Below are 23768 nucleotides of genomic sequence, written 5' to 3'. Positions count from 1 at the left end.
TTTATGAAATGGAAGGCATTATGTATAAAAAGGGAATTCCCCTATATTTAACAACTAACAATGTACTAATCATACCATGTAATGGCTTGTTTTTGACCTAGTTTTTTTAAAATTTCATGTTTCTTTCAATGCAATTGTAATCTTTCTCAATATTCCGTTTGGATTACCTCTCATCATCAAATGAATGCAACAAAGGGCCTTCTTCCATATGAGATACGAAATAAATTTTGCGCACAAGTGGCGGTTCAATAGAAATCGCATGCACATTCCCTTGCTTTACCGCTTGCTCTACTGACATTTCTGGAAGTAACGTGATACCAAGTCCAGCACCAACCATTGCAAGCATCGGTTCTGCATAAGAAGTTTCAAATGCAATGATCGGTTTCGCACCTATCCCTTGAAACATATGCGTAATCATTTTCCTAACATCACAGATTTCTGGGTATACGATTAACTTTTCATTTTGCAAATCTTCCATTCGGATTACTGTTTTCTCTTTATAAAGATGATCATTTGAAACGACACAAACAATTTTTTCTTCTCGTATTTCTTTTATACACGTAGCGCCTTCTACTACTGAATCGATGAAGATCGCTTCAATCTTCCGTTCTTTAAACAGTCCCATCAGTACTTTTGTATGCTCAATTTTCCATTCTACTTCAAACCCGTCACCTAATATATCTTTACATTTTGATATATAATGTGCTGCTAAACTTGGCAATATGCCTATCGAAATGTTCCTCTTCTCTTGAAACTTCTTCATTTCAGCTTTCACTTCATGTATGTGTTCCAAAACCGGTAACATTCTTTTTATAAATAACTCTCCAGCACTTGTTAATTCTACTCCTTGCGCGGAACGCTTCAATAAAGTAACCTCTAAATCCGCTTCTAACCTTTGAATTTGTTTACTAAGCGCCGGCTGAGAAATATGTAAAATCTTACTCGCCTTTGATAAACTTCGCGTATTCTTCACTTCAATAAACGATCGTACTGCCTCTAAATCCATCGTACACACCTCTAACAAAAAGTTATAACTGTCATAAAAAATCAGTATTTCCTTCTATAAACAATTACTCTTTATACTTATTTCATCAACTTACTATAACGAAATGTAAAGGGGAAAGATACTCTTGAACAAAAAACAAATGCTACTCGGATCTCTTCTATGCTTACTTGCCGTAACGGCCTGGGGATTTATGTTTCCTGTCATGGCAAACGCCTTACAGTTTATCGATCCGTTTTTCTTCACAACGATTCGCTATGGATCAGCAGCTATTATTTTTCTTATTTTGTTATTAATGACCGAAGGGACAAAGTCACTCCGCTTAGAAAAGAAAACTCTTTCATTACTCTTTTACGGAACAGTCGGTTTCGCAGGATATGGTTTTCTCGTTTTCTACGGACAACAACTTGCCGGAACTTCCGGAGCCATCCATGCCGCGATGATTCAGTCTCTTATGCCACTCATCGCTTTATTATTGCAGTGGATAACAAAAAATAAACGCCCACAAAACTACACATTCCTTTGTATGTTCGTTGCACTAATTGGCGTTATGCTTGTCATTTCAAAAGGAAATATTCACTTATTATTTGGAGCTGCCAGTCACCTCTCAACAAATATACTTATGCTATGCGGCGTTACTTGCTGGGTCATTTATACAAACGGTGGTGCTAGTTTTCAATCTTGGTCACCACTCAGATATACGACGTTAACTTGTTTATTTGGCTCGATTTCACTCATCGTTATCGTCACCTTTTTAACTTATACAAACGTCGTTACTGTACCTTCACTATCTACAATTATGAACGTTCGTTTTGAACTCTTATATATGTCTATTATTGCAGGCGTTATCGCAGTATTTTGCTGGAACGCAGGAAATCGCTATATTTCATCTATTAACGGCATATTATTTATGAATTTAGTTCCTGTACTTGCACTTATCGGTTCCATCTTTCGAGGTTATACAGTCGACAAAATTGAAATTGTGGGCGCCTCATTAACAATTATCGCGCTATTATGCAACAATTTATGGCAAAGAAAAGAAAGCACAAAAATCCCCACCTCCGTTCGTTAGGTGGGGATTTTTTACATATGAACAGCTCTTGGCCATTCATAGTACATATTCGTTATACATAATGTTTGTTCCATCCATTGTTCAATCTCTTTCGTGTACATTTCTAAGAAAAAAGTCTCAGATGGAAAAGAATGCAACACTTCTGATATATATTGCGGATATAAAAACGGCATATTCATCATGCCTTTTAATTGCGTCATAAACATTGTAAAAGATACCTTTTTAAATTCTTGTTTCATTTGTCCCTGTCTAATCATTTGCTCTATATAATATCTTTCTTTAGAAAAATAAACGGTCATCACTTCGCGAATTAATGTCGTATCAAGCGAAAGCTCTCGGTAAAAAAAACGTGTCAGTTCCCTATTTTCAAATTGATATCGTAAAATCCCGCGTACCATTTGCACCATCACATCTTTAGCCGACAAATATTCTCTCTGTTCAAACGACGTTTCAATCACATGAATATACCCTTCCAAAAAATCAGTAATAAGCTGCTCTAATAAACCTTGCTTTCCAGCAAAATAATATGAAATATTCGCTACATTCACATCCGCTCGCTTTGCAATGTCTCGCACCGACGTTCCATCATAACCTTTCGTGTTAAACAACGATATTGCCGCATCAATTACTTTTTGTTTCGTCTGTTTCATGCGCTCACTTCCTCTCACTGAACAGCTATAGTTTAAATTTCTTGACTTTTAAGACAAATTCCTTTAATTTTCTATCGACAAAGTCATGTGAAATACATCGTATTTTGCTAATATTTTACACATCTCGATAAAAAAGGAGCTGTTTCCATGTTTACTAAAGAAAGTTATGCAGGATCTCGCGTGCAGCAATATGAGACAGTAATAAAACAACTGGATGCATTATTAACTGGCGAATCAAACATAGTCGCAAACTTATCAAATGCGTCCGCATTATTAAACCAATTCCTAGATCGCGTTAATTGGGTTGGCTTTTACGTAACAGAAGGAAATCAGCTTGTTCTTGGACCATTCCAAGGAATGCCTGCTTGCGTGCGCATTCCATTTGGACGTGGCGTTTGCGGCGTTGCAGCTGAAACGAAAACAACGCAGCTTGTAGCAGACGTTCACCAATTCCCAGGACACATCGCTTGCGACAGTGCTTCAAATTCAGAAATCGTCGTACCGATCATAAAAGATGGGAATGTCATCGGTGTACTTGATATTGATAGTCCTGAAAAAAATCGTTTCGACGAAGTAGATCAGCGCTATTTAGAAAAATTTGTGGAAACACTCCTAAAACATATGTAACAAAAAAGAGCTAGTTATCGATTGAGTACATTACGTACAAAACCGATAGCTAGCTCTTTTTTTATTGATTACTAACAGTAGATATTTTCTTTAATGCTTGCTCTAAATCAGAAACGATATCCTCCCACGATTCTAAACCGACAGATAAACGTATTAAATTATCATAAATACCCATTTCTTGTCTTAACTCAGCTGGAATCGCAGCGTGCGTCATCGTTGCCGGGTGCTGAATTAACGTTTCTGTATCTCCCAAACTGACTGCAATTGTAATAAAGTAGAGGTCATTAATAAACGCTTGCGTCTCTTCTTTCCCGCCTTTAATTGAAAAAGATATAACGCCGCCGCCCCGTTTCATTTGGCGAGATGCTAACTCCCCTTCTGGATACCAAACACCTTCTACCGCATCATGATTTTTTAGGAACGATACAATTTTTTCTGCATTATCACAATGGCGGTCCATTCTTACCGCTAGTGTCTTTAATCCGCGTAACAATAACCACGCATCAAACGGTGCCATAATACCGCCGATATCTTTTCGCATCGGGCGAATTTTTTCAGCTAACGCTTTCGTTTTACAAATTGTTACACCCGCTACAACATCACCGTGACCACCAATATATTTTGTCGCACTATGAACAACGGCGTCACAGCCAAGTTCAAGCGGTCTTTGTAAATAAGGTGAACAAAACGTATTGTCAACAATGACAAGTAAACCATTTCGCTTCGCAACCCGAATCACTTGTTTTAAATCAATTAATTTCATTGTCGGATTAATCGGTGTTTCAACGAAAATAAGCTTTGTATTTGGGCGAATTTTATTTTCAATATCAGCCTCTGTCTCCATATCACAAAACGAATGCGTAATCATAAATTTTTCTTCCAACACTTCCAAAAAGCCGTACGTGCATCCGTATAATCCATTTGAACAAATAATATGATCTCCAGCTTTTAGAAAACCAATTAACGTTGCGGAAATAGCTGCCATACCGGACCCGAAAGCAAGCGCTTCTTCTCCTCCTTCTAACACTGCCATACGTTCTTCAAATAATTTCACAGTCGGATTTCCAAGTCTTGAGTAAATATAAGATGGATCCACTCCCGCAAAACTCGCCTCTCCTTGCTGCGCAGTCTCAAATGTAAATGTAGACGTTTGAAATAAAGGCGGTGTCAAACTTCCTTTATGTTCCTCTGATGTATAACCGTGATGAATTAATGCTGTCTCCATATGCTTCTTTTTCATAAAAACATCCCCTTTTATGTTTTTATTGCCGCATATTCATCATTAAAAATTTGATGAACGTTTTACTTCATTTTATGTAAGCGTTTTATTTGTGTTTCTATCTCTTCTTTTATATCGTTTTAAATTCCTTCTTGTTCATTTCCAAAATTTATATGCATAAAACAAAAACGTACTCGCTTGACGAAACTCTGGGTAAAAGATATAATAGCGTTTGTGTAAAATAAAAAGGCAGCCTTGTAATGTGAGTTTATCGTTTGTATTTTGTTCCTCTACGGAGGTGTATCTCGTAACTCCCTGCTGCTGGAGCGAAGGTACATGAAAACAAAATGCCCGTAAATATCGATTACGTCTGTTTTTATTTTACGTAAATAAAAACATTTTAAAGGAGGAGTCAACTATGGCTCGTTATACAGGTCCAGCTTGGAAACTGTCTCGTCGTCTTGGAATCTCTCTAAGCGGCACAGGAAAAGAATTAGAAAAACGCCCTTACGCACCAGGTCCTCACGGTCCTAACCAACGTAAGAAACTTTCAGAATACGGTTTACAATTACAAGAGAAACAAAAACTTCGTCACATGTACGGCATGACTGAGCGTCAATTCCGTCGCACATTTGACCAAGCAGGTAAAATGCCTGGTAAGCACGGCGAAAACTTCATGATCCTTCTTGAAGCTCGTCTTGACAACTTAGTTTACCGTATGGGCTTAGCTCGCACTCGTCGTGCAGCTCGCCAATTAGTAAACCACGGTCACATCATGGTTGATGGCGCTCGCGTAGATATCCCATCTTACCGTGTAAAACCTGGTCAAACTATCAGCGTTCGCGAAAAATCTAACAACCTTGTTGTTGTTAAAGAAGCGATCGAAGTTAACAACTTCGTACCAGAATACTTAACTTTCGATGCTGACAAATTAGAAGCTACTTACACTCGTCACGCTGAGCGTGCTGAGTTACCAGCTGAAATCAACGAAGCATTAATCGTAGAGTTCTACTCTCGTTAATCTCGGTACTCTGCAAAGAGTCGTATTAAAAGTCTTAGAAATCTTGTTAAATCAAGGTTTCTGGGCTTTTTTTATTTTATTTAATAATGCAAGATAAGTCATAAAAAAGCATGTAATTGGGGCCACTTTGGGGCCACAATAAAAATGGCTGGCGTGTGTATAGAAATGGGTAAGTGTTAACAGAATAAGAAAATGAATTATGATACTTTAATTACCTTTATTATTCATGTTCTCTTTCCTTCTCAATATAAAGTTTTGTTTATGGAAGAATCTTATTAAAGCTTCCCTCACATCCAAGGTATAATAAAAAGCCACATTCAGTTGTTGAATGTGACTACATTAATCCTTCTATTAATTTATTTTCTTCCTCAATATATTTATCAATTAAAACCCATATAACCTTTTTATTTTGCTCAGAAGCTCTCTGGTAATGTGATTTTTTCTTTTCATCCGATGTGCTTAAAAAATCAGCACACCAAGTAACATATTCATTACAGTTTTCCCTTAAATCTTTTGTGAATTTGTTTTTTCTATCTAAGTTAATCCAAATAAATATTTTGTGATCTAACAATTCAAATTTCATTTTTTGCTTTTCTTTTTCATCAGTTTCTACATCACACCTTCTACCTATATCAAGAACTTTTGTAATGTGTTCAAATAAATCATTTTGCATTCTTCTTTTCTCAGATAATTCTACGGCGATCCTACGATCTTTTTCTTTATTTTCATTCAAGGTTCTAGCGTTATAAATTGATACAAATAATGTAGCTAATGAAATAATCGATGTAATAATTAATGCTATATTCACTTTGTTTCCCCCTTATGTTGTAAATAAATATTACCACATAAGGTTATTAACATATAAGAAATTCCACTTATTACATTACTTTCTTTTTAGCTTTTTCTGTAGCTTTCATTTCCGCCAATATACGAGGTACCGAAGTTCTCATAAAAAACTCAGCCATTTTTAATGCTGTTTCCTCACTAGGTGGATTATCTAATATAGTTCGTTCTTTTCTTTCTATAAGATTCTCCCTTTCATTCATAATTTTTTACCTTTTTTCTTTTTATTTCCTTTGTAAGTTAGTATGGTTCGTAATTTACCATCTTTCAGGACAACTTTTCTATCATAATCCGCTAGAATTTCCTCGCGATTGATTTTTTCTACTTTTTCACCGTACCTCCAATATCCAGCACGAAGCAGAAATTCAGAATATCCTTCTGGAATCGGTAATTCATAACCATCTAAGGTAATTCTAGTTACCTCAATACCTTCTCGAATTATCATTTAATCACCCTTTCAATTTTGAATATGGATAAGTTTGATTTAATATAAAAAATACCTTCAAATATTTTATAAGTGAATATAAAAAAGGGTATGAATAATGTTCACAACCTTTTTCGTGATGTCATAGTAAGGGCGCGCCTCATTTTTTCTTTTTAGTTTTTATACTTTCAACTTTTTCTATTGTTGTTCTAAGTTTCCCATCTTCCCCCACAAACCAATGGTATTCATAACCATCTTTTATGTATCTACTTGGGCACGGTTCACTACTTTCACATGGTGTTCCATACTTATCAATCAAATCGTAAATTATTTGTGATACTTCTCTTTTTCCAACAGGTGTATTAATGTAAGGCATCATAATTCCCCCGATTATTATCGTTATTGTTTATTCATAATAAAAAAATCACCCTTTCAGTTGGAATATGGATAAGTTCGCTTTGAGTTAGATTAATACCTTTACACAAATAAAAAGTCTCATGGATTACATAAATGGAATTATACACAATTTAACGGACAAACGTTAGTTGGATAAATATTTTAATGTGCAACAAGCATCAATAAAACAATTAAATTATGTTATAATAACCAAATTGGAATATTAAACCAAAATAATTAAAGGAGGATATATAAGTTATATGTCATTTACCGAAATTGCTGATATGGCTAAAATCGCAGGGGCAGCTGTAGGGGTTTGGGGGATTGTAAAAGGATTGGGTTCATTCTATATGGAGTCTTCCACTGCCAATGAATTCGATCAATTATTTAAGGACAAAGTTACACGGAAACAAATAAATATCTTTTCCTTTTGCCAGGACATTCTTATTATTGCACTGTCTATATTCATTGTACCTGCATCCTATTTCAAGTTCTTTATGCCTAATCTAATAACCAACTATGCATTTATTTTAGAACCATTGTATAAACTAAGTTATATATTAGTTACTCTACTCTTTTTAATTCTTATACCAATAAGTCTTTTACCTAAAAAACTCCTTAAAGCTAATTGGTTCAATCGATCTATAAAATGGCTTTCTATAATTCATATGTTTAGTTTTATGTTTTTTTATTGGTGCTTTTTCCATGTAAACATCCCTCAAAGTAATAAATACAATTTCATACTAATTGCTATCATTATTCCTTTATTTATGAGCTTTTTTTATCTATATTTAAGCAAACGATTCAATAAAACTTCTCAACCGCAATACCTTATGGAAATCATAAGTGAAGAAAAAATATCAGAGTTACAACTCATACATAATTTTATTATCGATGATAAAAGAAGTGTATTCCATGAAAAAAATAAACAGAAAGATGACACTTTTTATGTATGTGACTTTTCATCAAATGTATATTTAAAATACTCAAAAATGAAAACACGAAAAAACTCTTCAAAATAAAATCAACATGTCGGAAAGAGCATCCATAATGGATGCTTTTTTTTATTTAACTTTAAAATAAAAATTATTTCGTTTTAATTCACCCCCTTTATTTTCAAAAAATTTTATCTAACGATAGCTTTGCCCCCTACGCTACCTATCCTCCCCAGAGAGAGAATTTTAATTTTTGATAGGGGGGCTTCCGGAATAAAGGAATTACTCTTTTAACATTGAATAACTTTATAAGGTTAATACACAAATATATCCTTTTCTAGTGTGATGCATTTTTCATTTAAGTAAATCTATTATTCTACTGTTATTTTAAAATATAGAATATGGTATGATGGAAATAAATACATATTACACCATGCAACTAATAAAAAAACTAATAGAGTTATAGTGTCTTAACTAGGAAAGGAAAATTACCTATGAATCATTTTTCACTTGCAAATCCACATATTAGAAGTAATGTAAATCTAAGAGATCCTCAAGTTTTTGCCTACGAAAGTTTATTACAACATTACTCTAACCAAGAAAATGACAGAATGTCCTTAGTAGTATTACCAACAGGTACAGGAAAAACAGGCTTAATGGCAATTGCCCCATATGGAATAGCTAAAAAAAGGGTATTAATAATTACCCCTCAGACAATTGTGAAAGATACTGTTTTAGGTTCATTAGATCCAATGTATCCAAAGAATTTTTGGTTATCAACCAAAGTTTTTACTGGGAAACCTCAGCTTCCAACCGTAATAGAATATTCCAAAGAGATAAGCAATGGTATTTTAGAGAGTGCAGATATAGTTATTTTAAACGTCCATAAGTTACAGGAAAGACTAGAAAGTTCTTTATTAAATAAAGTTGATTCTACATTCTTCGATTTCATAATAATTGATGAAGCCCACCATTCAGAAGCACATACCTGGAAAAAAGCTATAGAATATTTTTCAGACGCTAAAGTACTGAAGGTTACTGGTACTCCATTTAGGAGTGATGGTGTACAAATTGAAGGAAAAGAAATATATAGATATAACCTCGGACAGGCTATGGCAAATGGATATGTAAAATCTCTTGAGAGATTTAAATACGTTCCAGAAAAAATGTATTTTACTTTGGATAAAAAAGATGATGAATTTTATTCCTTAGAAGAAATCTTAAAAATTAAAAAAGATGACTGGATTACACGGAGTGTCGCTTTATCGCCAAAAAGTAATATCAGTGTTGTTGATAGATCAATTGAAATGCTAAAACAGAAAAAAGAGAAAACCAATAATAATCCTCATAAAATCGTTGCTGTTGCATGTAGTATTGAACACGCATTACAGTTAAAAGATATTTATGAAAAAAGAAGTATGAGAGTAGCGATTGTTCACAGTAAAATGGACAAGAGTTCATTAAATGACGAATTTGATAAAATTGAAAGGCATGAAGTAGATGTAGTCGTAAACGTAGCATTATTAGGTGAGGGATATGACCATAAATTTTTATCTATTGCTGCTATTTTTAGACCTTTTAAATCTGATCTACCTTATCAGCAATTTATCGGAAGAGTTTTAAGAACAATTTCAATAAGTGATGGATATAATATTAACGAGGAAGATAATATTGCCCAAGTTGTACATCATCAAGAATTAAATTTAGATGCATTGTGGGATAACTATAAAAATGAGATCCGTAAAAGTGATGTTATCAAAGAAATAAAAAAATTAGCAAGAAAAGAAAAAGCGTTAAAACCAACCACCCCACTTGAAGATTTAGATTTTGGTAATACCGAAGAATCAAATGAGTACTTAACCGATGCGGATGCTTTTATGGATACTGAACTGTTAAAACTAAGAGAGACGAAATTAAAAGAAGAACAAGAACGAATACAAAAATTAATGAACGAATTCGGAATCAATGAAGAATTAGCAATTAATTTAAGTAGACAGATGAATGTTGAGGATAATGCAAAAACTGAACGATTACTAAGACCAGACTTATATCAAAAGAATCTCCGATCCATGCTTGATTCAAAAATTAGAGAAGAAATTGTACCTGACATTATTACATATTTCAAACTCGATCTAGCTGGGACTGAAATTACAGAACTACGTCATGAATTTATTGCTAATCCTAATCAAAAGCCTTATGATAATAAAGATAATAATGGAGCTACCTTAGCAAAGTACCTTAATATGTCATTAAGGAATTTTAATAGAAAAAATCGTAAGGAATGGGAACTTGATGATTACGAACGTGCAATTAAACAAGTCGATACTTACTCTGAATATGTTGTTCAAACATTAAAACATCATTTTAAGGAGAAATGAAAAAATGATAAAAATTGTTGAAAAGTTATATGAGGAGACATATTCTCCTAAGCTGACACCTGAACTATTAGTATCTAATTTAACATTAGATAACTATACAAAAATTAATTTCGAGAAAGTTCATGGAATACTTGAGGCTCACGTTTTTTGTTTTTTAGAAGATCATACTGAAGCAGAATATATATATAAATTTAAAGATAACTTATTGATTAAGTTAGAATCTAACATTGATAATATTAAGGAGACAATTTATTGTAGAGAAAAAGAAAAGCAAAAAATTCTTGATCAAATTAATTATTTTAAAGAAATAAAAAAAGCATAATCCAATGTGAAAGTAAATAAACATTAAAATACACTCACGCTGAAAAGTGAGTGTATTTTTTATCTTATAAAAAAGCCGTCAACAAAACGGCTTACATGTTAAATCTCCAAACGATACACCATTGGTTCTACTTCCTAATAAATCCAAATTCCATCATCGAGATTGTACGAATACCTTGTATCTTCTTATTTTTTATTTTCTCTTTCAAAAATTTTTGTATATGGTTGATTACAAATATTCATAACTGTTTTTGCTCCGAATAGCTTTTCTGTATTTTGAATTCGATCGTAAGCATCCACAATACCTTGGCCTTGATTTAACAGATTTTGAAATTGCTTAGAAGAATACAGATCATTTTTCACCTTCAAAAACAACCCAAAATCTACTATCCAAAAATCCCCCTCTTCGCTTATCATAATATTACCGCCATAAAGATCTCTTGGTAACCATCCTCTTTTGGCACATCCTTCAATAAATTCTTGTGTCTTTCTTTTATGTGTCTCATAATTATATTGAACTCGAAACCAGGAATAGCCACGCGCATACAAAAATACGGTGTTTCCATATATTCTTTGCATAACTATATATTCTCCATTATCACCACATTCATATACCTTTGGAACAAAAGGCAAGCCTTGTAAATCTATTAGGACTTTACTAGAATTTTGCCAATGCCATCCATTAGAGATCTTCAATACTAACTCATCACTTAAAGCATAAACTGTGTACTCCACTCCACGACCTATTTTTTTTAGTTTAGTTAAATCTACATTCTCTATCTTAAAGCTACTATGAATAAGACTCTCTTTTTTGGCAAGCATATCACTTTTCTAACAACTTAATTCCTTCTCTAAATTTTTCTGATGCTTCATCAACTGAAAACGTAGTATCAAATCTTCTTAACGTACTATGAAAATCACATACAACATTAGTGTCAACATAAGGCGTTATCACTCCAACAACATTGTTTAATTCAATATATTTACTAGTTTGTGTTTTCTTTGCCTTATCTAATAATTTTTTAATCTCATTTGAATACTTCTCAATTTGTTGTATATCATACTCCATCTCTTCTTTAAATTCTTGTAAGTATTCGTTATACAATTTATTATACTCATTGAAAAGCTCATTACTCTTATCAGAAGGATAACGTGATGAAGGCGCTTTTTGTAACATTTTCTTAGATGCATCAATCTTTGAATCAATATCTATAATCTGTCCAATAAGACTTTCACCTTCAGATTTTTCCAAACTTGTTCTTTCATGCTCTAATTTTTCAATATAACTACTAATCTCACTTCTCTTCTGTTCAGCAACTTTCATCGGTTGTTTAATTCCTGCAGCAAAAGCTTTTAATTTATTTAATGAATTCATTCTATTACTCTCTCCTTTTTTAATCATACATTTCATAAAATTATCCCCCTAATCAGATTCCATTACTTAAATACTTGGTGTATACGTAATATAGCATCCAGCTTCCTCATCCACTTTTTTTACATCAAAGCGAACATATCCAGCTAAAATTTGTCCATAAACATCATTTTCAATCCACTTTATCGACGCTTTTTGGCGGTCAAATAAAGTGCAATATTCATAGGCATCTCCCACAAAGCCAACTAAATCATCTTTTTTATTACCGATGATCTCATCATCTAAAACAACAACCTCTCTGCCTTTAATACGTTTACCAGATGCCACAGTGATATCGTCCTCTAATAAATAACGGCCAGTATTATCTTTCAACAAATCTAATTCGTTAAATAATGATGAAGAAATATAAAACTTGTTATTATAGAATTGCTTTAATTCTGTATTTAACAAAGTAATAATCCCATCTAAACCTACTACTACTTTAGGGGTAGCTGTTTTTAAAATATCAGCAATTTGTTCAGTCTTCGTATTTAAATCTTGATCTTTAATACCCTCTGCAATTAGTGCTGCAATGTCAAAATCAGCATCGTCAATCGCTTCTTGTGAAACTGGAATATAACCTCTGTATGTTTCAATTGCATATTCAACTTCAGTAAATGTTGGTTTTGCTAACTCAGGATTTTTCGCAAGTTCCTCAACAGATACCATTTTCCCATTTGATTTATAAATAACAGGATACTTTCCAGAACCATGATTAACAGGGACAATACGTACATATTGTGTTAAATCAACTGTATCTACTTTTTCCTTTTGTGGTGCTAATAACTCTTCTGGAATTAATGCTCCGCCTTCCACAGATGTGAAACCTGCTCTCGTTTGACCTTTACGACGTACATAAGTGTTGATTGCTTCTCTAATTTCGGTATTTGTTGACATAATTATTCCTCCTATTTTCTTCTTTGGTTAGGCTTTTTATTTTGTGCTCTCAACCTTTTATTTGCCCTTCGAATCCGTCTCCAACCAAACAAAAAATTATCTACTATCTTTTCTCCCTTAGTTCGATTGGCTCGTTTTTGAATTCCACCTTCTTTTTTCACGAATAATTCTTCCACGATATTTCACACCCCCTTTTTAATTTTTAAAAGGTCGCTCTATTGGAAAAACCTCCCCCTCTCGGTCCCCAATAAGTTTTTTTATTTATTTTGTAAGTGGGGGGGATTGTTTAACGAACGAGAATAGATTTAATTTATTATTCTTTTGATAGAATATTTTCTACACAACGTCATAAATCTATGTTTCTATTCTTTCAATACCTTCCACAGCTTTTTCTGACTTTTATTTCTCAGTGTTCCTAAAAACTCTCATAATCTCAGCATGTTTCTTGTTAATATAGCCTGTGCTGTACTTCAGTTCTTCAGCAATTTTTTCTAATGTCATTCCATCCATATATTTCAGCTTGAGTATCCTGTTGTCTAATCCTTTGAATGTACTGACTAACTTTTTCATATCATATAAATCATTCATCTTATGAGCCAGTTCATACTCAATTGCTTCAATATGCACTTCTACTTTTGCGCCATCTGACTCAGCAGTTAAACGTACCTCTCGCAAATCACCACTGATCCAACGTTTTAATTCAGCCTTTGTTTTATCTAAGTTGTATTCCAAATAAGCAATGTCCTGTTCTAACTTCTGATAGTCTTTCAACCAATTCAATTACATATCACCTACTTAGGTTTACTCTTTGATCACAATTTCTTTACCAGATAATTTCATCTTTTTAAGAACATAGCCTGTACGAATATAAGGACTATCTTCCTCAAAACAATGTGCATCTCTGTGTCCTTCACCTCTTCCGTGATGATGGAACTTTCTACAGTATTGACACCATGTGCTGAGATTTCCTTTTTCATCACGTTCAATTGCTAATACACTTGGAACTTTTTTAATTGCCATTTCTACACACCTCTTTAATAAAAATTGGTTTATTGCTACTTTTCGGCAACAAAGCAACAAGTAGGCAATAATTCCAATTCCTTGTCACTCTAAGGCTTGTACTTATTTTATTGCTTATTGCTGGCCGTCATATCTCATTCGTGCATTTATCTCACAAATAATTAATACGTATATTTGTTATAAACATAAATACATTTTTAATAACTCATTAATAGAAACTAGCAATACGAACACTATAAACCCTTACAGCTCTAAGACTTGTACTTATTGCCGCTTTATTGCTGACTCCGCAATACAAACACTCTAAAGCCTTGCAACTCTAAGGTTTATGCTTATTGCTATTTTATTGCTGGTTTTGACTTAAACCCTTTAACTGTTTTCCATGAACCATTAATTTTTGTCATCTTATCTTTCCATTCCATTTCATACTTAGTACATACTGAATCTTTGAATTGTTTTTGCCCTAACGGATGCTGAACGTGGTTATCTTTGCACCATTCGTCATATGCCTTCAAAGCATCCGTACCCCTGACTTCTTCAAAAAATTGCTTATCGTATTCAAAAAAGAAGTCGGCAAGTGGATCATTGTATTCCATAAAGTTCTGTTTCGCTTCCTCCGCCTTCTCGTTGTATGTTAAAATATCAACCGTGCGTTTTTTCATTTCTTTTATAGCATCTACCGCCAATTTCAAGACATATTCCCTTGCACTTACTGTTTCAAGTTGTTTCATGCTTTCCATTTCTGATATACGTTCTGAGTCGTTCATAAAATTATGATCAAACGGTAAAATATGCAGTCGTTTATTAATCTGATTGCCGTATTCCCTGAAATTAGGATAATGATTACTAGCTGTAATACATACCGTGTTCATTTGTACTGTTTGACTGCTCTTTCCCTTAAATTCGATATCGACATACCCACCTGTAATGATAGTTTTTAATGTTCCACTATCACGTATTACCTCATCGGGTTGATCATCTACGATATTTGCCAATTTCCCATAAATGCTACTACCCGCAAAGGCATTTTCCGCCAATTTCTGCGGACTTATCGCTGATATGTTCTCCCCAGAATTAAATGTCTTCTGTATCATATATAAAACCGTAGATTTCCCGTTATGGGCGCTACGTCCATACAGATAAAACATTTTCGGAACTAACAAGGTGGGATACAAAACCGCTCCAAACATTTCATGAATATTTTTGATAGTAGGTAAATGTCCATCAGATACTTTCATCAGCGTTCTTTCAACAAATGAATCAAAAGCATTTGAATTATATTTTGTAGGTATCTTTTTGGTTACAAATACCTCTGGTGTAAACTCTTTAAATTCCATACTATCAAGATGCAATAAACCATTTTCTACTGCTATATAATTCTTGGATTCTTCATTTACTACTGGTGACATATCCATAATGTATTCTTGTACTTCACGCACTTGATTTCTTTTTAATATCTCTGCATCACGAACGAGTGAACGTAACTTCCTACACGTTTTATCAAGTTCATATATTCCAGTAGCTTTGTTGTAAACATAGATATCACCATCTTCATTTGGAAAACGTACAATTTTATTTTCCTGTAAAATGTACTCGACCATGATATGATGTAAAAAACTAGTCCTTCCGTTATTTTCGCTCCACCATGAGCCTTTTTTTATACCATTTGTTTCAACTTGTTCATTTACCAAATAATGAACATCATTTTTTCGGTTGTAATCAGAACTACGGTTATAATCCGAAACAGAACTGTGGGTAGATTCAATTGCTTTTTCAATTGTCATTTCCCCATATGTACGGCCATCACTTGAATGTGGTTTATCCCATTTATCACGAATTAAAGCTGATTCTCTAAACATGGAATCCATCTTTGCAGCATCTTTATCCGTCCAAAATGCTAGATGATTACATAAAGCCATATCCGTTGAAGAATGGTCACCATTTATCAAAATGCCTTGGAATAAATCTTTAATGGCTGCACCGCTTTTACTATCAAACATTCGCTCCCATAGTTCTGCATCAGATAGAATACTTATATTACTTTTCCTTGAAACATAAGGTGTTTTTGGTGCTGCAGGTACTTCCTTCTTCTCTATATACTTCTGAAAAAGAACTTTTAAGTTTTCAGTTGATTCCTCCACAGGGAGGTTATTTATACTGTTAGCCGTGAATGTGAAGTATCTTCCGTGCCTATATATCTCAAGACCTAGGGCAGGACTTTTCTTTCCTGTGCCCGGCCCTCTTAACGGTAATTTTCCCTTTGCAATAATATGAATCCCCTGACCACTGGGCGAGTATTCTGTATAACTTGGAACAATCGTCATAATGTCCTTTGCTAAATCTGTAAACCCCCCTTCCTGGACACAATGATCTATATCAATCCCTATGAACGCATCTTCCTTAGAAAACATAAAACCAATACCGCTATAATCTCCCTGTTGATACTCTCCCAAAACTTCCTCAAAAGTAGACCAAGTATTACGGTTATTTGATTGAGCCATAGATCCATTAAGTTGATATGGTACCTTTGTTGTTTTCCCCGATCTAACTTGCGATTTCCACAAGACCCAATTAGGAGTTTTTTTCAATTCTGTTGGTATATTATTAAAATTATCAAGCATATATATCACCTCCTATTGCTGTCTAATTAACTTGATGCTAAAATATAAGTAGATAAATAATTACCTTTTGAGATATACGAACCGCTAATTCGTATATCTTTTTTATTGATTTTTACCATTTTTCACAACCTCATTGAATAAATCTGTATTGATTTTATCGAATGTTTCAACACTGTCATTTAATTCAGCTTGTAACTGACGTACGACATGCCACAAGATTCTAATTGTTCTATGATGGTCTCTGTAATAATTTCTTTCTTCGCCTTTCATTTCTACTTCGAACATTTTGTCATTTAATTGGTATAACAATGTTTCTACATCGATTAAAGTATCTGTATGCCCTTTAATTTGACCTACTTCATGATCTAACCCGAATGCTAAAGTTCTTAAATTCCCCATGTTTCTAACACTCCTTATTTACTATTCATTTCGTACAATCTTTTCTTAGCTTCAAACTCCATAGCTTCTAAAATCTCAGGATTTTTTCTGGCTTCTGCACATCGTTTTATAATTTCATGCCCCTTCATCATCCTTGCTGCCGATAATACCCCGTTCATATGTATTCACCTCACTCTTTTTCAATTAAGGTTGCTACCCCCATATTAGCTATAAGTCCCAACATCACGTTTATTTTCAGTCCGCTCGACCATCTGATCAACAACTTTATTTTTCCTATGCACACGCCAGCCAAAGCGTTATCGTCTACCAATCATTCACAATCTCTTCTATTGCTTCCAAAGCCCTCTTATAAAACCACCAACGTTTTCTATTACGTCGTCGCTCTATTAATCTCATACGAGGGTCTGACAAAATCTCATCTTCCAAAAATCTTTTGCTCATTGATGTAATGGTTACTAATCTTTCAATATCAACCATTAACAATGTTTCGTGAATCTGCTGGTCTATCTGTTGCTGTATGTACTCCTTGATGGCTTTTTCATCAATATTGACTTGCACATTTGCAGGAATCACTATTTTCACCTCTTTCTATCTATCAATTAAATTATGCTTCTACTTTTTCACAACTTTGCATAGCTCCATTAATTAACCATGCCTCGACTGTCGGACGGTGAAAAAGAATTTTACCTTTAATTCTTGCATGGGGTATTTCTCCCATACGAGCCATTGAATATACAGTTGTCAAAGAAACACCTAATAATTCCGCGACTTCTTTTACAGTTAATGTAATTTTCTTCATGTCTTCCCTCCTTTATTGCTGTTGCAATAAATATAACACCACTTTATTGCTTTTGCAATATTTTATTGCAATTTATTTTCATTTTATTGCTTTTGCAATGAATAATGTTTATTATTGATAAAAAAGGAGTGATTTAAATGAACAAAAAAAATATTGGTATGTATATTAAAGAATTGAGACAAAAGAAACAATTAACTCTCTCCAAACTTTCCGAAATATCTAGTATCTCTCAACCATACTTATCACAAATTGAAAAAGGGCAAAGAAACCCTTCGTTTGATATCATCAAAAAACTATCTGAAGCTTTTGAAGTTGATTTTACTGAATTAGCATGGAGAGCTGGATTATATACAGATGCAGAAATACAACAAAGAAGAGAAATGGAAGCATTTTATAATTCCATGACACCTGAAGAAGAAGAAGCATATATAGAAAGAGACATGAAATCTTCTCTCCTACATGACTATCGTCAACTACACTATCCTGATTTAAAAATACTTTTAAATGGGAGCAATGTATTTTTTGGTGGCAAATCGCTAAATTATGAACAGAGGCAAACAGCTACAAAAATATTAGAAGTTTTATTTGAAAAACTTGAAGTAAATTGCCCTTCAGATGAAGACATTGAAAAAGAATATGACGATATGAAGAATTTTAAGTTTGCATTTTTAAACCAAGATTCATCTGATCGTGACAAAGATAAATAACACCAATTCAACACTTATCCATTCCTATGCATACGCCAGCCAAAGCAATGAAAGGAATGGTAATAGTGAAATTGCATAAATCAGCAAAAGATCCGGAAATATACTATTATTTCAATGCAAGTAATGAAAAAGTGTGGATGTACCGTCACAAGTATTACGACAGTACAGGTAAAAGGAAAGAGAAAAAGAAAAGAGGATTTAAATCAGAAAAAGAAGCCCTCAAGTCCCTTTTAGAAGTGAAAGTTGCAACAATACGTGGTGAAGCTAAACAAGTAGAACACGATCAAATGACCGTTGGAGAATGGTTGGATACTTGGTATAACACTCATAAAAATAGTTGGAAACCAACATCTCGGGCTCAACGTGAAATGGCCATTCGCTTACAAATGAAACCATTGCTTGGCCATTACAAGTTACAAACGTTGGATAGAACCACATATAAAAGAGAATTCTTGAATGTACTTGAAAAGAAGTACAAACCAAGTACAGTTCATTTATTCCACACCCTTTTTAAAATTGCCATTAATGCAGCTGTGGAAGATGAAATATTATCCCGTAATCGTTTCACAAAAATTAAACTTTCAAGTCAAGAAACTATTAAAGAGGAAAACACTAATTACTTCACTCCTGAACAATTAGTTGAATTTTTAAAAGTAGCTAAACATGAAGAAAACACCACGAACTATACATTTTTATTAACTGTTGCATACACAGGAATTCGTAGAGGAGAAGCCTGTGGATTGCAGTGGAAAAACATCGACTTTGATAATAAAACAATTACTATTGAACGTACCAGAGATAATAAGGGTATACGATCACCCAAGACAAAAAACAGCTATCGAACAATTCTAATAGATGATGTACTTGTAAGCCAACTAAAAACATATCGTAAGTGGTGCATGGAAGTAATGCTATCTTTTGGATACAAACTAAAAGATGAATCTTTCGTATTTACATCATATCAAACCGGGAAGCCTATAACAGATAGCAGTGTACTATATGCATTTAGAAGGGTATTAAATAAAACAAATCTTCCCTCAATAACAATACATGGCTTACGCCATACACACTGTACCATACTATTAAACCAAGGTTTAAATGTAAAAGTGATTGCAGAACGTTTAGGGAATACTCCACAAATGATTTATGAAATTTATGGCCATGTATTGAAGGAAATGGAGTCCATGTCAGTAGAGTTATTTAGCCAGAGTTTAGCAGAAAGTGGGGCCAAATTTGGGGCCAGTTAATAATAAATACGCTTCAAACACTGATATAATAAGACTTTATAATACTATCGAGTTCTACTCTCGTTAATGACAAAAAGCCAATCCTGTGGATTGGCTTTTTTCGTTTATATATAAAATAAAGTTATTTATTTTCCTCTTTCTGAACATATACATAAGCATCTTTCTGCTCTTTATGTACATCCACCTTCGAATTCTCTGCAAGCTGACCCGCATTTAGCAAAGAAAAAATAATGAGCGCTTCTAGTGACATTTTGTTTTACCACTCCTTTCTAGTTGTTATACATTTATCATACCGCTTACATGTGATTTCCGTATGAACTCGAAAAGGAGATTACAACAAAAAGGTTACAGGCATATGAATACACGATATAATAACCATAAAATAGGAGGTGGATTCTTTTTGACAATAAACAAAATGGTTCAACTCGGAAGTTCATTTATGCTATTTATTACTTCCGCACTTATGAGTTGGTATCAGGGAAGTAATTTAATAGATAATCCTGATGAATGGAAATATAGCGCTAAATTTACGAATTACTTTAAAGGCACCGTTTCAAATTACGAAGATATTTATCAAATCGATTTCTTTATATATGCAGCAAAATTTTATCCAACAGCATTTATCGTTATGCTCATTAGCTTACTTTATATGCTTATATTAATTCTTTATACTCTATTTAAAAGAAAAGATCCGGGGATTTAAATCCATACATAAAAACCCCGAATCATAAACTTTTCAACCTACAATTCGGGGTACTATTTGTTTTATATTCGTTTCTAATTAGTAACGAATTAAGAAATATTTCTTCTTACCGCGGCGAATGATTGTGAATTTACCTTCGATGCGGTCTTTTTCTGTTACAACGTAGTCTAATGCTTGTGTACGCTCACCGTTTACGTAGATTGCGCCGTTCGTTACATCTTCACGCGCTTGACGTTTTGATGGAGAGATTTTGCTTTCTACAAGTAAGTCGATTAATACTGTATCTTCTGCAGTGCGTTCTACAGATGGTACGTCTTTGAATCCTTGCTCGATTTCGCTTGCAGTCAATTCTGCTACAGAACCGCTAAATAATGCAGCTGAAATTTTAATCGCTTGCTCTAATGCTTCTTCGCCGTGAACAAGTTTTGTCATTTCTGCACCTAATGCTTTTTGTGCTGCACGTTTTTCTGGTGCCTCGGCTACTTGCTTTTCAAGCTCAAGAATTTCTTCATGAGATAAGAATGTAAAGTATTTTAAGTATTTAACAACATCGCGGTCATCTGTGTTAATCCAGAATTGGTAGAACTCGTAAGGAGTTGTTTTCTCTGGGTCTAACCAAATTGCGCCGCCTTCTGTTTTACCAAACTTCGTACCGTCAGATTTTGTAACAAGTGGAATTGTTAAACCGAATGCTTTCGCATCTTCTTCTGATTTACGGATTAATTCAAGACCAGCTGTAATGTTACCCCATTGGTCACTACCACCGATTTGTAGGCGGCAATTATGGTGTTGGTATAAGTTTAAGAAGTCGTATGATTGTAAAATCATGTAACTAAACTCTGTGAATGAAATACCAGTCTCTAAACGAGATGCTACTGTATCTTTTGCTAACATATAGTTTAAACCGAAGTTTTTACCAATATCGCGTAAGAATGAAATGACATCTAAGTTACCAAGCCAGTCATAGTTGTTAGCCATTGTTGCTGGGTTTTCCACGTTTTCGAACTCTAAGAAGTTTGAAAGTTGGTTTTTAATGCTTTCTGTGTAGTAAGCAACTGTATCTTTCGTATTTAATGTACGCTCTGCTTTTTTACCACTTGGATCACCGATCATACCAGTACCACCGCCAACAAGTGCGATTGGTTGGTGACCAGCTAATTGGAAACGACGTAACATTAATACTGGTAACATATGACCAATGTGTAAGCTATCCGCTGTCGGGTCGAAACCACAGTATAATTTAACGCTTTCTTTTTCTAATAATTGCTCAAGGCCCTCAGCATCTGTTTGCTGATTAATTAGACCGCGAAATTCAAGATCTTGTAAAATACCCATATCCTACATACTCTCCTTTAAGTTCATTACTGGCGTGAAGGTTGAAAACATAAAAAAATCGCCCCTTCAAATAAGGGACGATTTTGATTATCGCGTTACCACCCTAGTTGCAGACCAAAAAAGCCTACCACCTTATTTACATAACGGCTTAGCACCGTCTTTTCCCTTTTGAATACAATTCAATCGAAAAAAGATGCTCTAGGGGCGTAATTCGCGATCATCTATGTGCTGATTTTCACCGGCCATCAGCTCTCTAAAACAGGGAAATGATCACTACTTCTCCCTTTCCACGCTCAATTATTCATATACTTTTCTTTATACCATCATTTATATAGGCGTGTCAAATAAGGTCGGGTTTCTCTTCTTGCCAATCCTTTACAACGTCATAAAGAGTATCGTAATAAGAGAAAGAATTGGAACCCCAACTAATAACGATACGTGAAACACAACTGATAAATCATTCCCAATCGTAGCCTCCACAGGATCTTTCGCCGGGGAACCAAGAAACCCGATTAATCGATCGAATCGACTTACCGTTTTTGGAAAGTCCGGTACTTCTACATGGTCACTATCTAAATGCTGTTTTAATTTATATTCACTCTTAAAGGGATTTTCGCTCAATTTCGTCCACCTCCAGCAATTGTTTCAATTTCTTTATCCCGTTATGGAGTCTTGATTTCACCGTTCCGACTGGAATATCTAATACCTCTGCAATCTCTTTTTGCTGCATATCATGATAATAAGAAAGGATCAGGACCGCTCTTTGCTCTTCAGGAACTTTCAAAATCGCGTCCCTTACTGTGAGCCGATCTTCGTGAGAAAATTCTTTTTCCGGAATCGGCACTAAAAACGGCAAAAGCGTACGCCACTTTTTTCTTCTATTTAATTTATTAATCATAAGGCGATAACCGATTTGAAATAAATACGTTTTTATTTTTCCTTTTTCAAGTTCATACATATGTTTCTTTCGTTCTAACGTCAAAAACGTATCTTGCACAAGGTCGATACTCAATTGTTCATCTCGATTAAATCGATATAAAAATGTGTATAGCGCTGGTTTGATTAAAACATATAGTTTTTCCCCAGCCTGCTTATCTCCCCTTTGATACGCAAGCATGAGCTCCTCCTCAATCCCAATCTGCGCCATGATTTTTGATCTCCTTTATTCCTTTTAACGTTAACGAAATGCGGGAAATTAAATAGCAACTTGCGACAATAATCCATACTTGTGATTGATTCGTAAAAAATTGAACGTACGGATTTTGAATTGTCTGGCCGGTTGAAACTAAAATATTTAATGCTTGCACACATATGCATGCATACACTGCAAGACAAGCCGAAATCGTATCAAATACATTCCAACGAAAGTACACTTTTGTTTTTGTAAAATCAATTTTATATCCTTTTTTCCGTACTATATACTTTCTATCAAACGGAATAATGATGGAAAACATCACAATCATCATAACTCCAGCTGTGATCATCGACACTTTAAATCCGATTGGCATCGGTAATAGTAAACCACAAGAAAATACAGCTATAATTCCAATTAAAGCAAAAGTAAGAAGTAATTTATTAGACATATAAAAAGCCTCCCTCATCTATTGTTTCATAAATGTATACAGACGAGGAAGATACTTCGTTCAAATATTATTTTAGTTTTTTAATAATCTTTGCAGGATTCCCGTAAACTACTACATGATCTGGCACACCTTTTGATACAACTGGATCAGTCGTTAT

General features: G+C 34.1%; 32 protein-coding genes, 1 pseudogene and 1 other annotated feature. Of the genes and pseudogenes, 9 read left to right on the top strand and 24 right to left on the bottom strand.

Annotated features, from left to right (window positions below):
• Positions 1-163: 163 nt before the first annotated feature.
• Positions 164-1006 (bottom strand): LysR family transcriptional regulator, encoded by an 843-nt coding sequence (locus tag AC0L0O_RS01295; RefSeq protein WP_000362552.1) that lies wholly within the window; start codon positions 1004-1006, stop codon positions 164-166.
• A gap of 124 nt (positions 1007-1130) precedes the next feature.
• Here AC0L0O_RS01295 and AC0L0O_RS01290 point away from each other — a divergent pair, with 124 nt between their 5' ends.
• Positions 1131-2075, top strand: a complete 945-nt coding sequence (locus AC0L0O_RS01290) for a DMT family transporter (protein ID WP_001036071.1) — start codon at positions 1131-1133, stop codon at positions 2073-2075.
• Positions 2076-2086: 11 nt separating this feature from the next.
• On the opposite strand, the gene refZ is transcribed toward AC0L0O_RS01290, so the two are convergent.
• A complete protein-coding gene (gene refZ / locus AC0L0O_RS01285) occupies positions 2087-2725 on the bottom strand; it encodes a forespore capture DNA-binding protein RefZ (RefSeq protein WP_000814927.1) in 639 nt (212 codons plus the stop codon).
• A gap of 147 nt (positions 2726-2872) precedes the next feature.
• On the opposite strand from refZ, the gene AC0L0O_RS01280 reads away from it, so the two are divergent.
• Positions 2873-3352 carry a GAF domain-containing protein gene (locus tag AC0L0O_RS01280; RefSeq protein WP_000494331.1) on the top strand — a complete coding sequence of 160 codons (480 nt, stop codon included), beginning with the start codon at positions 2873-2875 and terminating at the stop codon, positions 3350-3352.
• Positions 3353-3413: 61 nt separating this feature from the next.
• On the opposite strand, the gene megL is transcribed toward AC0L0O_RS01280, so the two are convergent.
• Positions 3414-4592, bottom strand: a complete 1179-nt coding sequence (gene megL / locus AC0L0O_RS01275; RefSeq protein WP_000726584.1) for a methionine gamma-lyase — start codon at positions 4590-4592, stop codon at positions 3414-3416.
• Between the two features lie 397 nt (positions 4593-4989).
• Between megL and rpsD the strand changes: the two genes are divergently transcribed.
• A complete protein-coding gene (gene rpsD / locus AC0L0O_RS01270) occupies positions 4990-5592 on the top strand; it encodes a 30S ribosomal protein S4 (protein WP_000135311.1) in 603 nt (200 codons plus the stop codon).
• A gap of 334 nt (positions 5593-5926) precedes the next feature.
• Here rpsD and AC0L0O_RS01265 read toward each other — a convergent pair whose 3' ends face one another.
• The 4 genes from AC0L0O_RS01265 to AC0L0O_RS01250 form a co-directional block, all read right to left on the bottom strand.
• Entirely contained in the window at positions 5927-6400 is a 474-nt protein-coding gene (locus AC0L0O_RS01265; RefSeq protein WP_473785628.1) for a hypothetical protein, read from the bottom strand.
• A gap of 70 nt (positions 6401-6470) precedes the next feature.
• Complete coding sequence (locus AC0L0O_RS01260) at positions 6471-6638, bottom strand: hypothetical protein (RefSeq protein ID WP_327960434.1); 168 nt, start codon at positions 6636-6638, stop codon at positions 6471-6473.
• The gene (locus tag AC0L0O_RS01255) at positions 6635-6880 is read right to left on the bottom strand and encodes a hypothetical protein (protein WP_473785627.1); all 246 of its coding nucleotides are present in this window, start codon (positions 6878-6880) and stop codon (positions 6635-6637) included. Before AC0L0O_RS01255 ends, AC0L0O_RS01260 begins: the two co-directional genes overlap by 4 nt.
• Positions 6881-7019: 139 nt before the next feature.
• Positions 7020-7235: a hypothetical protein gene (locus AC0L0O_RS01250; protein ID WP_473785626.1), complete on the bottom strand. Its 216-nt coding sequence runs from the start codon at positions 7233-7235 to the stop codon at positions 7020-7022.
• Between the two features lie 280 nt (positions 7236-7515).
• Here AC0L0O_RS01250 and AC0L0O_RS01245 point away from each other — a divergent pair, with 280 nt between their 5' ends.
• From AC0L0O_RS01245 to AC0L0O_RS01235, 3 genes are all read left to right on the top strand, one after another.
• Positions 7516-8277 carry a hypothetical protein gene (locus AC0L0O_RS01245; protein ID WP_473785625.1) on the top strand — a complete coding sequence of 254 codons (762 nt, stop codon included), beginning with the start codon at positions 7516-7518 and terminating at the stop codon, positions 8275-8277.
• Positions 8278-8684: 407 nt separating this feature from the next.
• Positions 8685-10568: a DEAD/DEAH box helicase gene (locus AC0L0O_RS01240; protein ID WP_149884911.1), complete on the top strand. Its 1884-nt coding sequence runs from the start codon at positions 8685-8687 to the stop codon at positions 10566-10568.
• Positions 10569-10572: 4 nt separating this feature from the next.
• Positions 10573-10890 (top strand): hypothetical protein, encoded by a 318-nt coding sequence (locus AC0L0O_RS01235; RefSeq protein WP_149884912.1) that lies wholly within the window; start codon positions 10573-10575, stop codon positions 10888-10890.
• A gap of 185 nt (positions 10891-11075) precedes the next feature.
• Here AC0L0O_RS01235 and AC0L0O_RS01230 read toward each other — a convergent pair whose 3' ends face one another.
• The 11 genes from AC0L0O_RS01230 to AC0L0O_RS01180 form a co-directional block, all read right to left on the bottom strand.
• Positions 11076-11711, bottom strand: coding sequence for an AarF/UbiB family protein (locus AC0L0O_RS01230; protein WP_473785624.1), 636 nt, complete (start codon positions 11709-11711; stop codon positions 11076-11078).
• Position 11712: 1 nt separating this feature from the next.
• The gene (locus AC0L0O_RS01225; RefSeq protein ID WP_473785623.1) at positions 11713-12300 is read right to left on the bottom strand and encodes a hypothetical protein; all 588 of its coding nucleotides are present in this window, start codon (positions 12298-12300) and stop codon (positions 11713-11715) included.
• A gap of 30 nt (positions 12301-12330) precedes the next feature.
• Positions 12331-13197 (bottom strand): phage major capsid protein, encoded by an 867-nt coding sequence (locus AC0L0O_RS01220; protein ID WP_473785622.1) that lies wholly within the window; start codon positions 13195-13197, stop codon positions 12331-12333.
• Between the two features lie 11 nt (positions 13198-13208).
• On the bottom strand, positions 13209-13373 hold the full coding sequence (locus tag AC0L0O_RS01215; protein ID WP_003289561.1) for a hypothetical protein: 165 nt from the start codon (positions 13371-13373) through the stop codon (positions 13209-13211).
• A 223-nt stretch (positions 13374-13596) separates the two neighbouring features.
• Positions 13597-13977, bottom strand: coding sequence for a hypothetical protein (locus AC0L0O_RS01210; RefSeq protein WP_473785621.1), 381 nt, complete (start codon positions 13975-13977; stop codon positions 13597-13599).
• Positions 13978-13998: 21 nt separating this feature from the next.
• A complete protein-coding gene (locus AC0L0O_RS01205) occupies positions 13999-14217 on the bottom strand; it encodes a hypothetical protein (RefSeq protein ID WP_445423695.1) in 219 nt (72 codons plus the stop codon).
• Positions 14218-14555: 338 nt separating this feature from the next.
• Positions 14556-16838: a phage/plasmid primase, P4 family gene (locus tag AC0L0O_RS01200; protein ID WP_473785620.1), complete on the bottom strand. Its 2283-nt coding sequence runs from the start codon at positions 16836-16838 to the stop codon at positions 14556-14558.
• Positions 16839-16940: 102 nt separating this feature from the next.
• Positions 16941-17237 carry a hypothetical protein gene (locus tag AC0L0O_RS01195; RefSeq protein ID WP_473785619.1) on the bottom strand — a complete coding sequence of 99 codons (297 nt, stop codon included), beginning with the start codon at positions 17235-17237 and terminating at the stop codon, positions 16941-16943.
• Positions 17238-17251: 14 nt separating this feature from the next.
• Positions 17252-17395 (bottom strand): hypothetical protein, encoded by a 144-nt coding sequence (locus AC0L0O_RS01190; protein WP_473785618.1) that lies wholly within the window; start codon positions 17393-17395, stop codon positions 17252-17254.
• Positions 17396-17540: 145 nt separating this feature from the next.
• Entirely contained in the window at positions 17541-17810 is a 270-nt protein-coding gene (locus AC0L0O_RS01185) for a hypothetical protein (RefSeq protein WP_473785617.1), read from the bottom strand.
• A gap of 31 nt (positions 17811-17841) precedes the next feature.
• Complete coding sequence (locus AC0L0O_RS01180) at positions 17842-18036, bottom strand: helix-turn-helix domain-containing protein (protein ID WP_473785616.1); 195 nt, start codon at positions 18034-18036, stop codon at positions 17842-17844.
• Positions 18037-18173: 137 nt separating this feature from the next.
• On the opposite strand from AC0L0O_RS01180, the gene AC0L0O_RS01175 reads away from it, so the two are divergent.
• Positions 18174-18743: a helix-turn-helix domain-containing protein gene (locus AC0L0O_RS01175; RefSeq protein WP_473785615.1), complete on the top strand. Its 570-nt coding sequence runs from the start codon at positions 18174-18176 to the stop codon at positions 18741-18743.
• A gap of 65 nt (positions 18744-18808) precedes the next feature.
• On the top strand, positions 18809-19990 hold the full coding sequence (locus tag AC0L0O_RS01170; RefSeq protein WP_473785614.1) for a tyrosine-type recombinase/integrase: 1182 nt from the start codon (positions 18809-18811) through the stop codon (positions 19988-19990).
• 121 nt (positions 19991-20111) lie between these two features.
• On the opposite strand, the gene AC0L0O_RS01165 is transcribed toward AC0L0O_RS01170, so the two are convergent.
• Positions 20112-20240, bottom strand: coding sequence for a hypothetical protein (locus AC0L0O_RS01165; RefSeq protein WP_000050944.1), 129 nt, complete (start codon positions 20238-20240; stop codon positions 20112-20114).
• A 165-nt stretch (positions 20241-20405) separates the two neighbouring features.
• On the opposite strand from AC0L0O_RS01165, the gene AC0L0O_RS01160 reads away from it, so the two are divergent.
• Positions 20406-20693, top strand: a complete 288-nt coding sequence (locus AC0L0O_RS01160; RefSeq protein WP_428889012.1) for a YjdJ family protein — start codon at positions 20406-20408, stop codon at positions 20691-20693.
• A gap of 78 nt (positions 20694-20771) precedes the next feature.
• Here the strand turns inward: AC0L0O_RS01160 and tyrS are convergent, their stop codons facing one another.
• The 5 genes and pseudogenes from tyrS to AC0L0O_RS01135 form a co-directional block, all read right to left on the bottom strand.
• Positions 20772-22028: a tyrosine--tRNA ligase gene (gene tyrS / locus AC0L0O_RS01155; RefSeq protein WP_000512096.1), complete on the bottom strand. Its 1257-nt coding sequence runs from the start codon at positions 22026-22028 to the stop codon at positions 20772-20774.
• A 70-nt stretch (positions 22029-22098) separates the two neighbouring features.
• Positions 22099-22327, bottom strand: a binding site (T-box leader).
• A 76-nt stretch (positions 22328-22403) separates the two neighbouring features.
• Positions 22404-22649, bottom strand: a complete 246-nt coding sequence (locus AC0L0O_RS01150; protein WP_001293796.1) for a hypothetical protein — start codon at positions 22647-22649, stop codon at positions 22404-22406.
• Positions 22630-23175 carry an RNA polymerase sigma factor gene (locus tag AC0L0O_RS01145; RefSeq protein WP_000057171.1) on the bottom strand — a complete coding sequence of 182 codons (546 nt, stop codon included), beginning with the start codon at positions 23173-23175 and terminating at the stop codon, positions 22630-22632. Before AC0L0O_RS01145 ends, AC0L0O_RS01150 begins: the two co-directional genes overlap by 20 nt.
• Positions 23156-23611, bottom strand: coding sequence for a hypothetical protein (locus AC0L0O_RS01140; protein ID WP_000066442.1), 456 nt, complete (start codon positions 23609-23611; stop codon positions 23156-23158). Before AC0L0O_RS01140 ends, AC0L0O_RS01145 begins: the two co-directional genes overlap by 20 nt.
• A gap of 67 nt (positions 23612-23678) precedes the next feature.
• Positions 23679-23768: pseudogene (locus tag AC0L0O_RS01135) on the bottom strand (acetyltransferase); the annotation flags it as partial.

It is taken from the genome of Bacillus sp. GS3m_15504 (assembly GCF_055825275.1).
The sequence above is the reverse complement of the archived record's forward strand: the minus strand, read 5'-3'. Positions and strand labels throughout refer to the sequence as shown.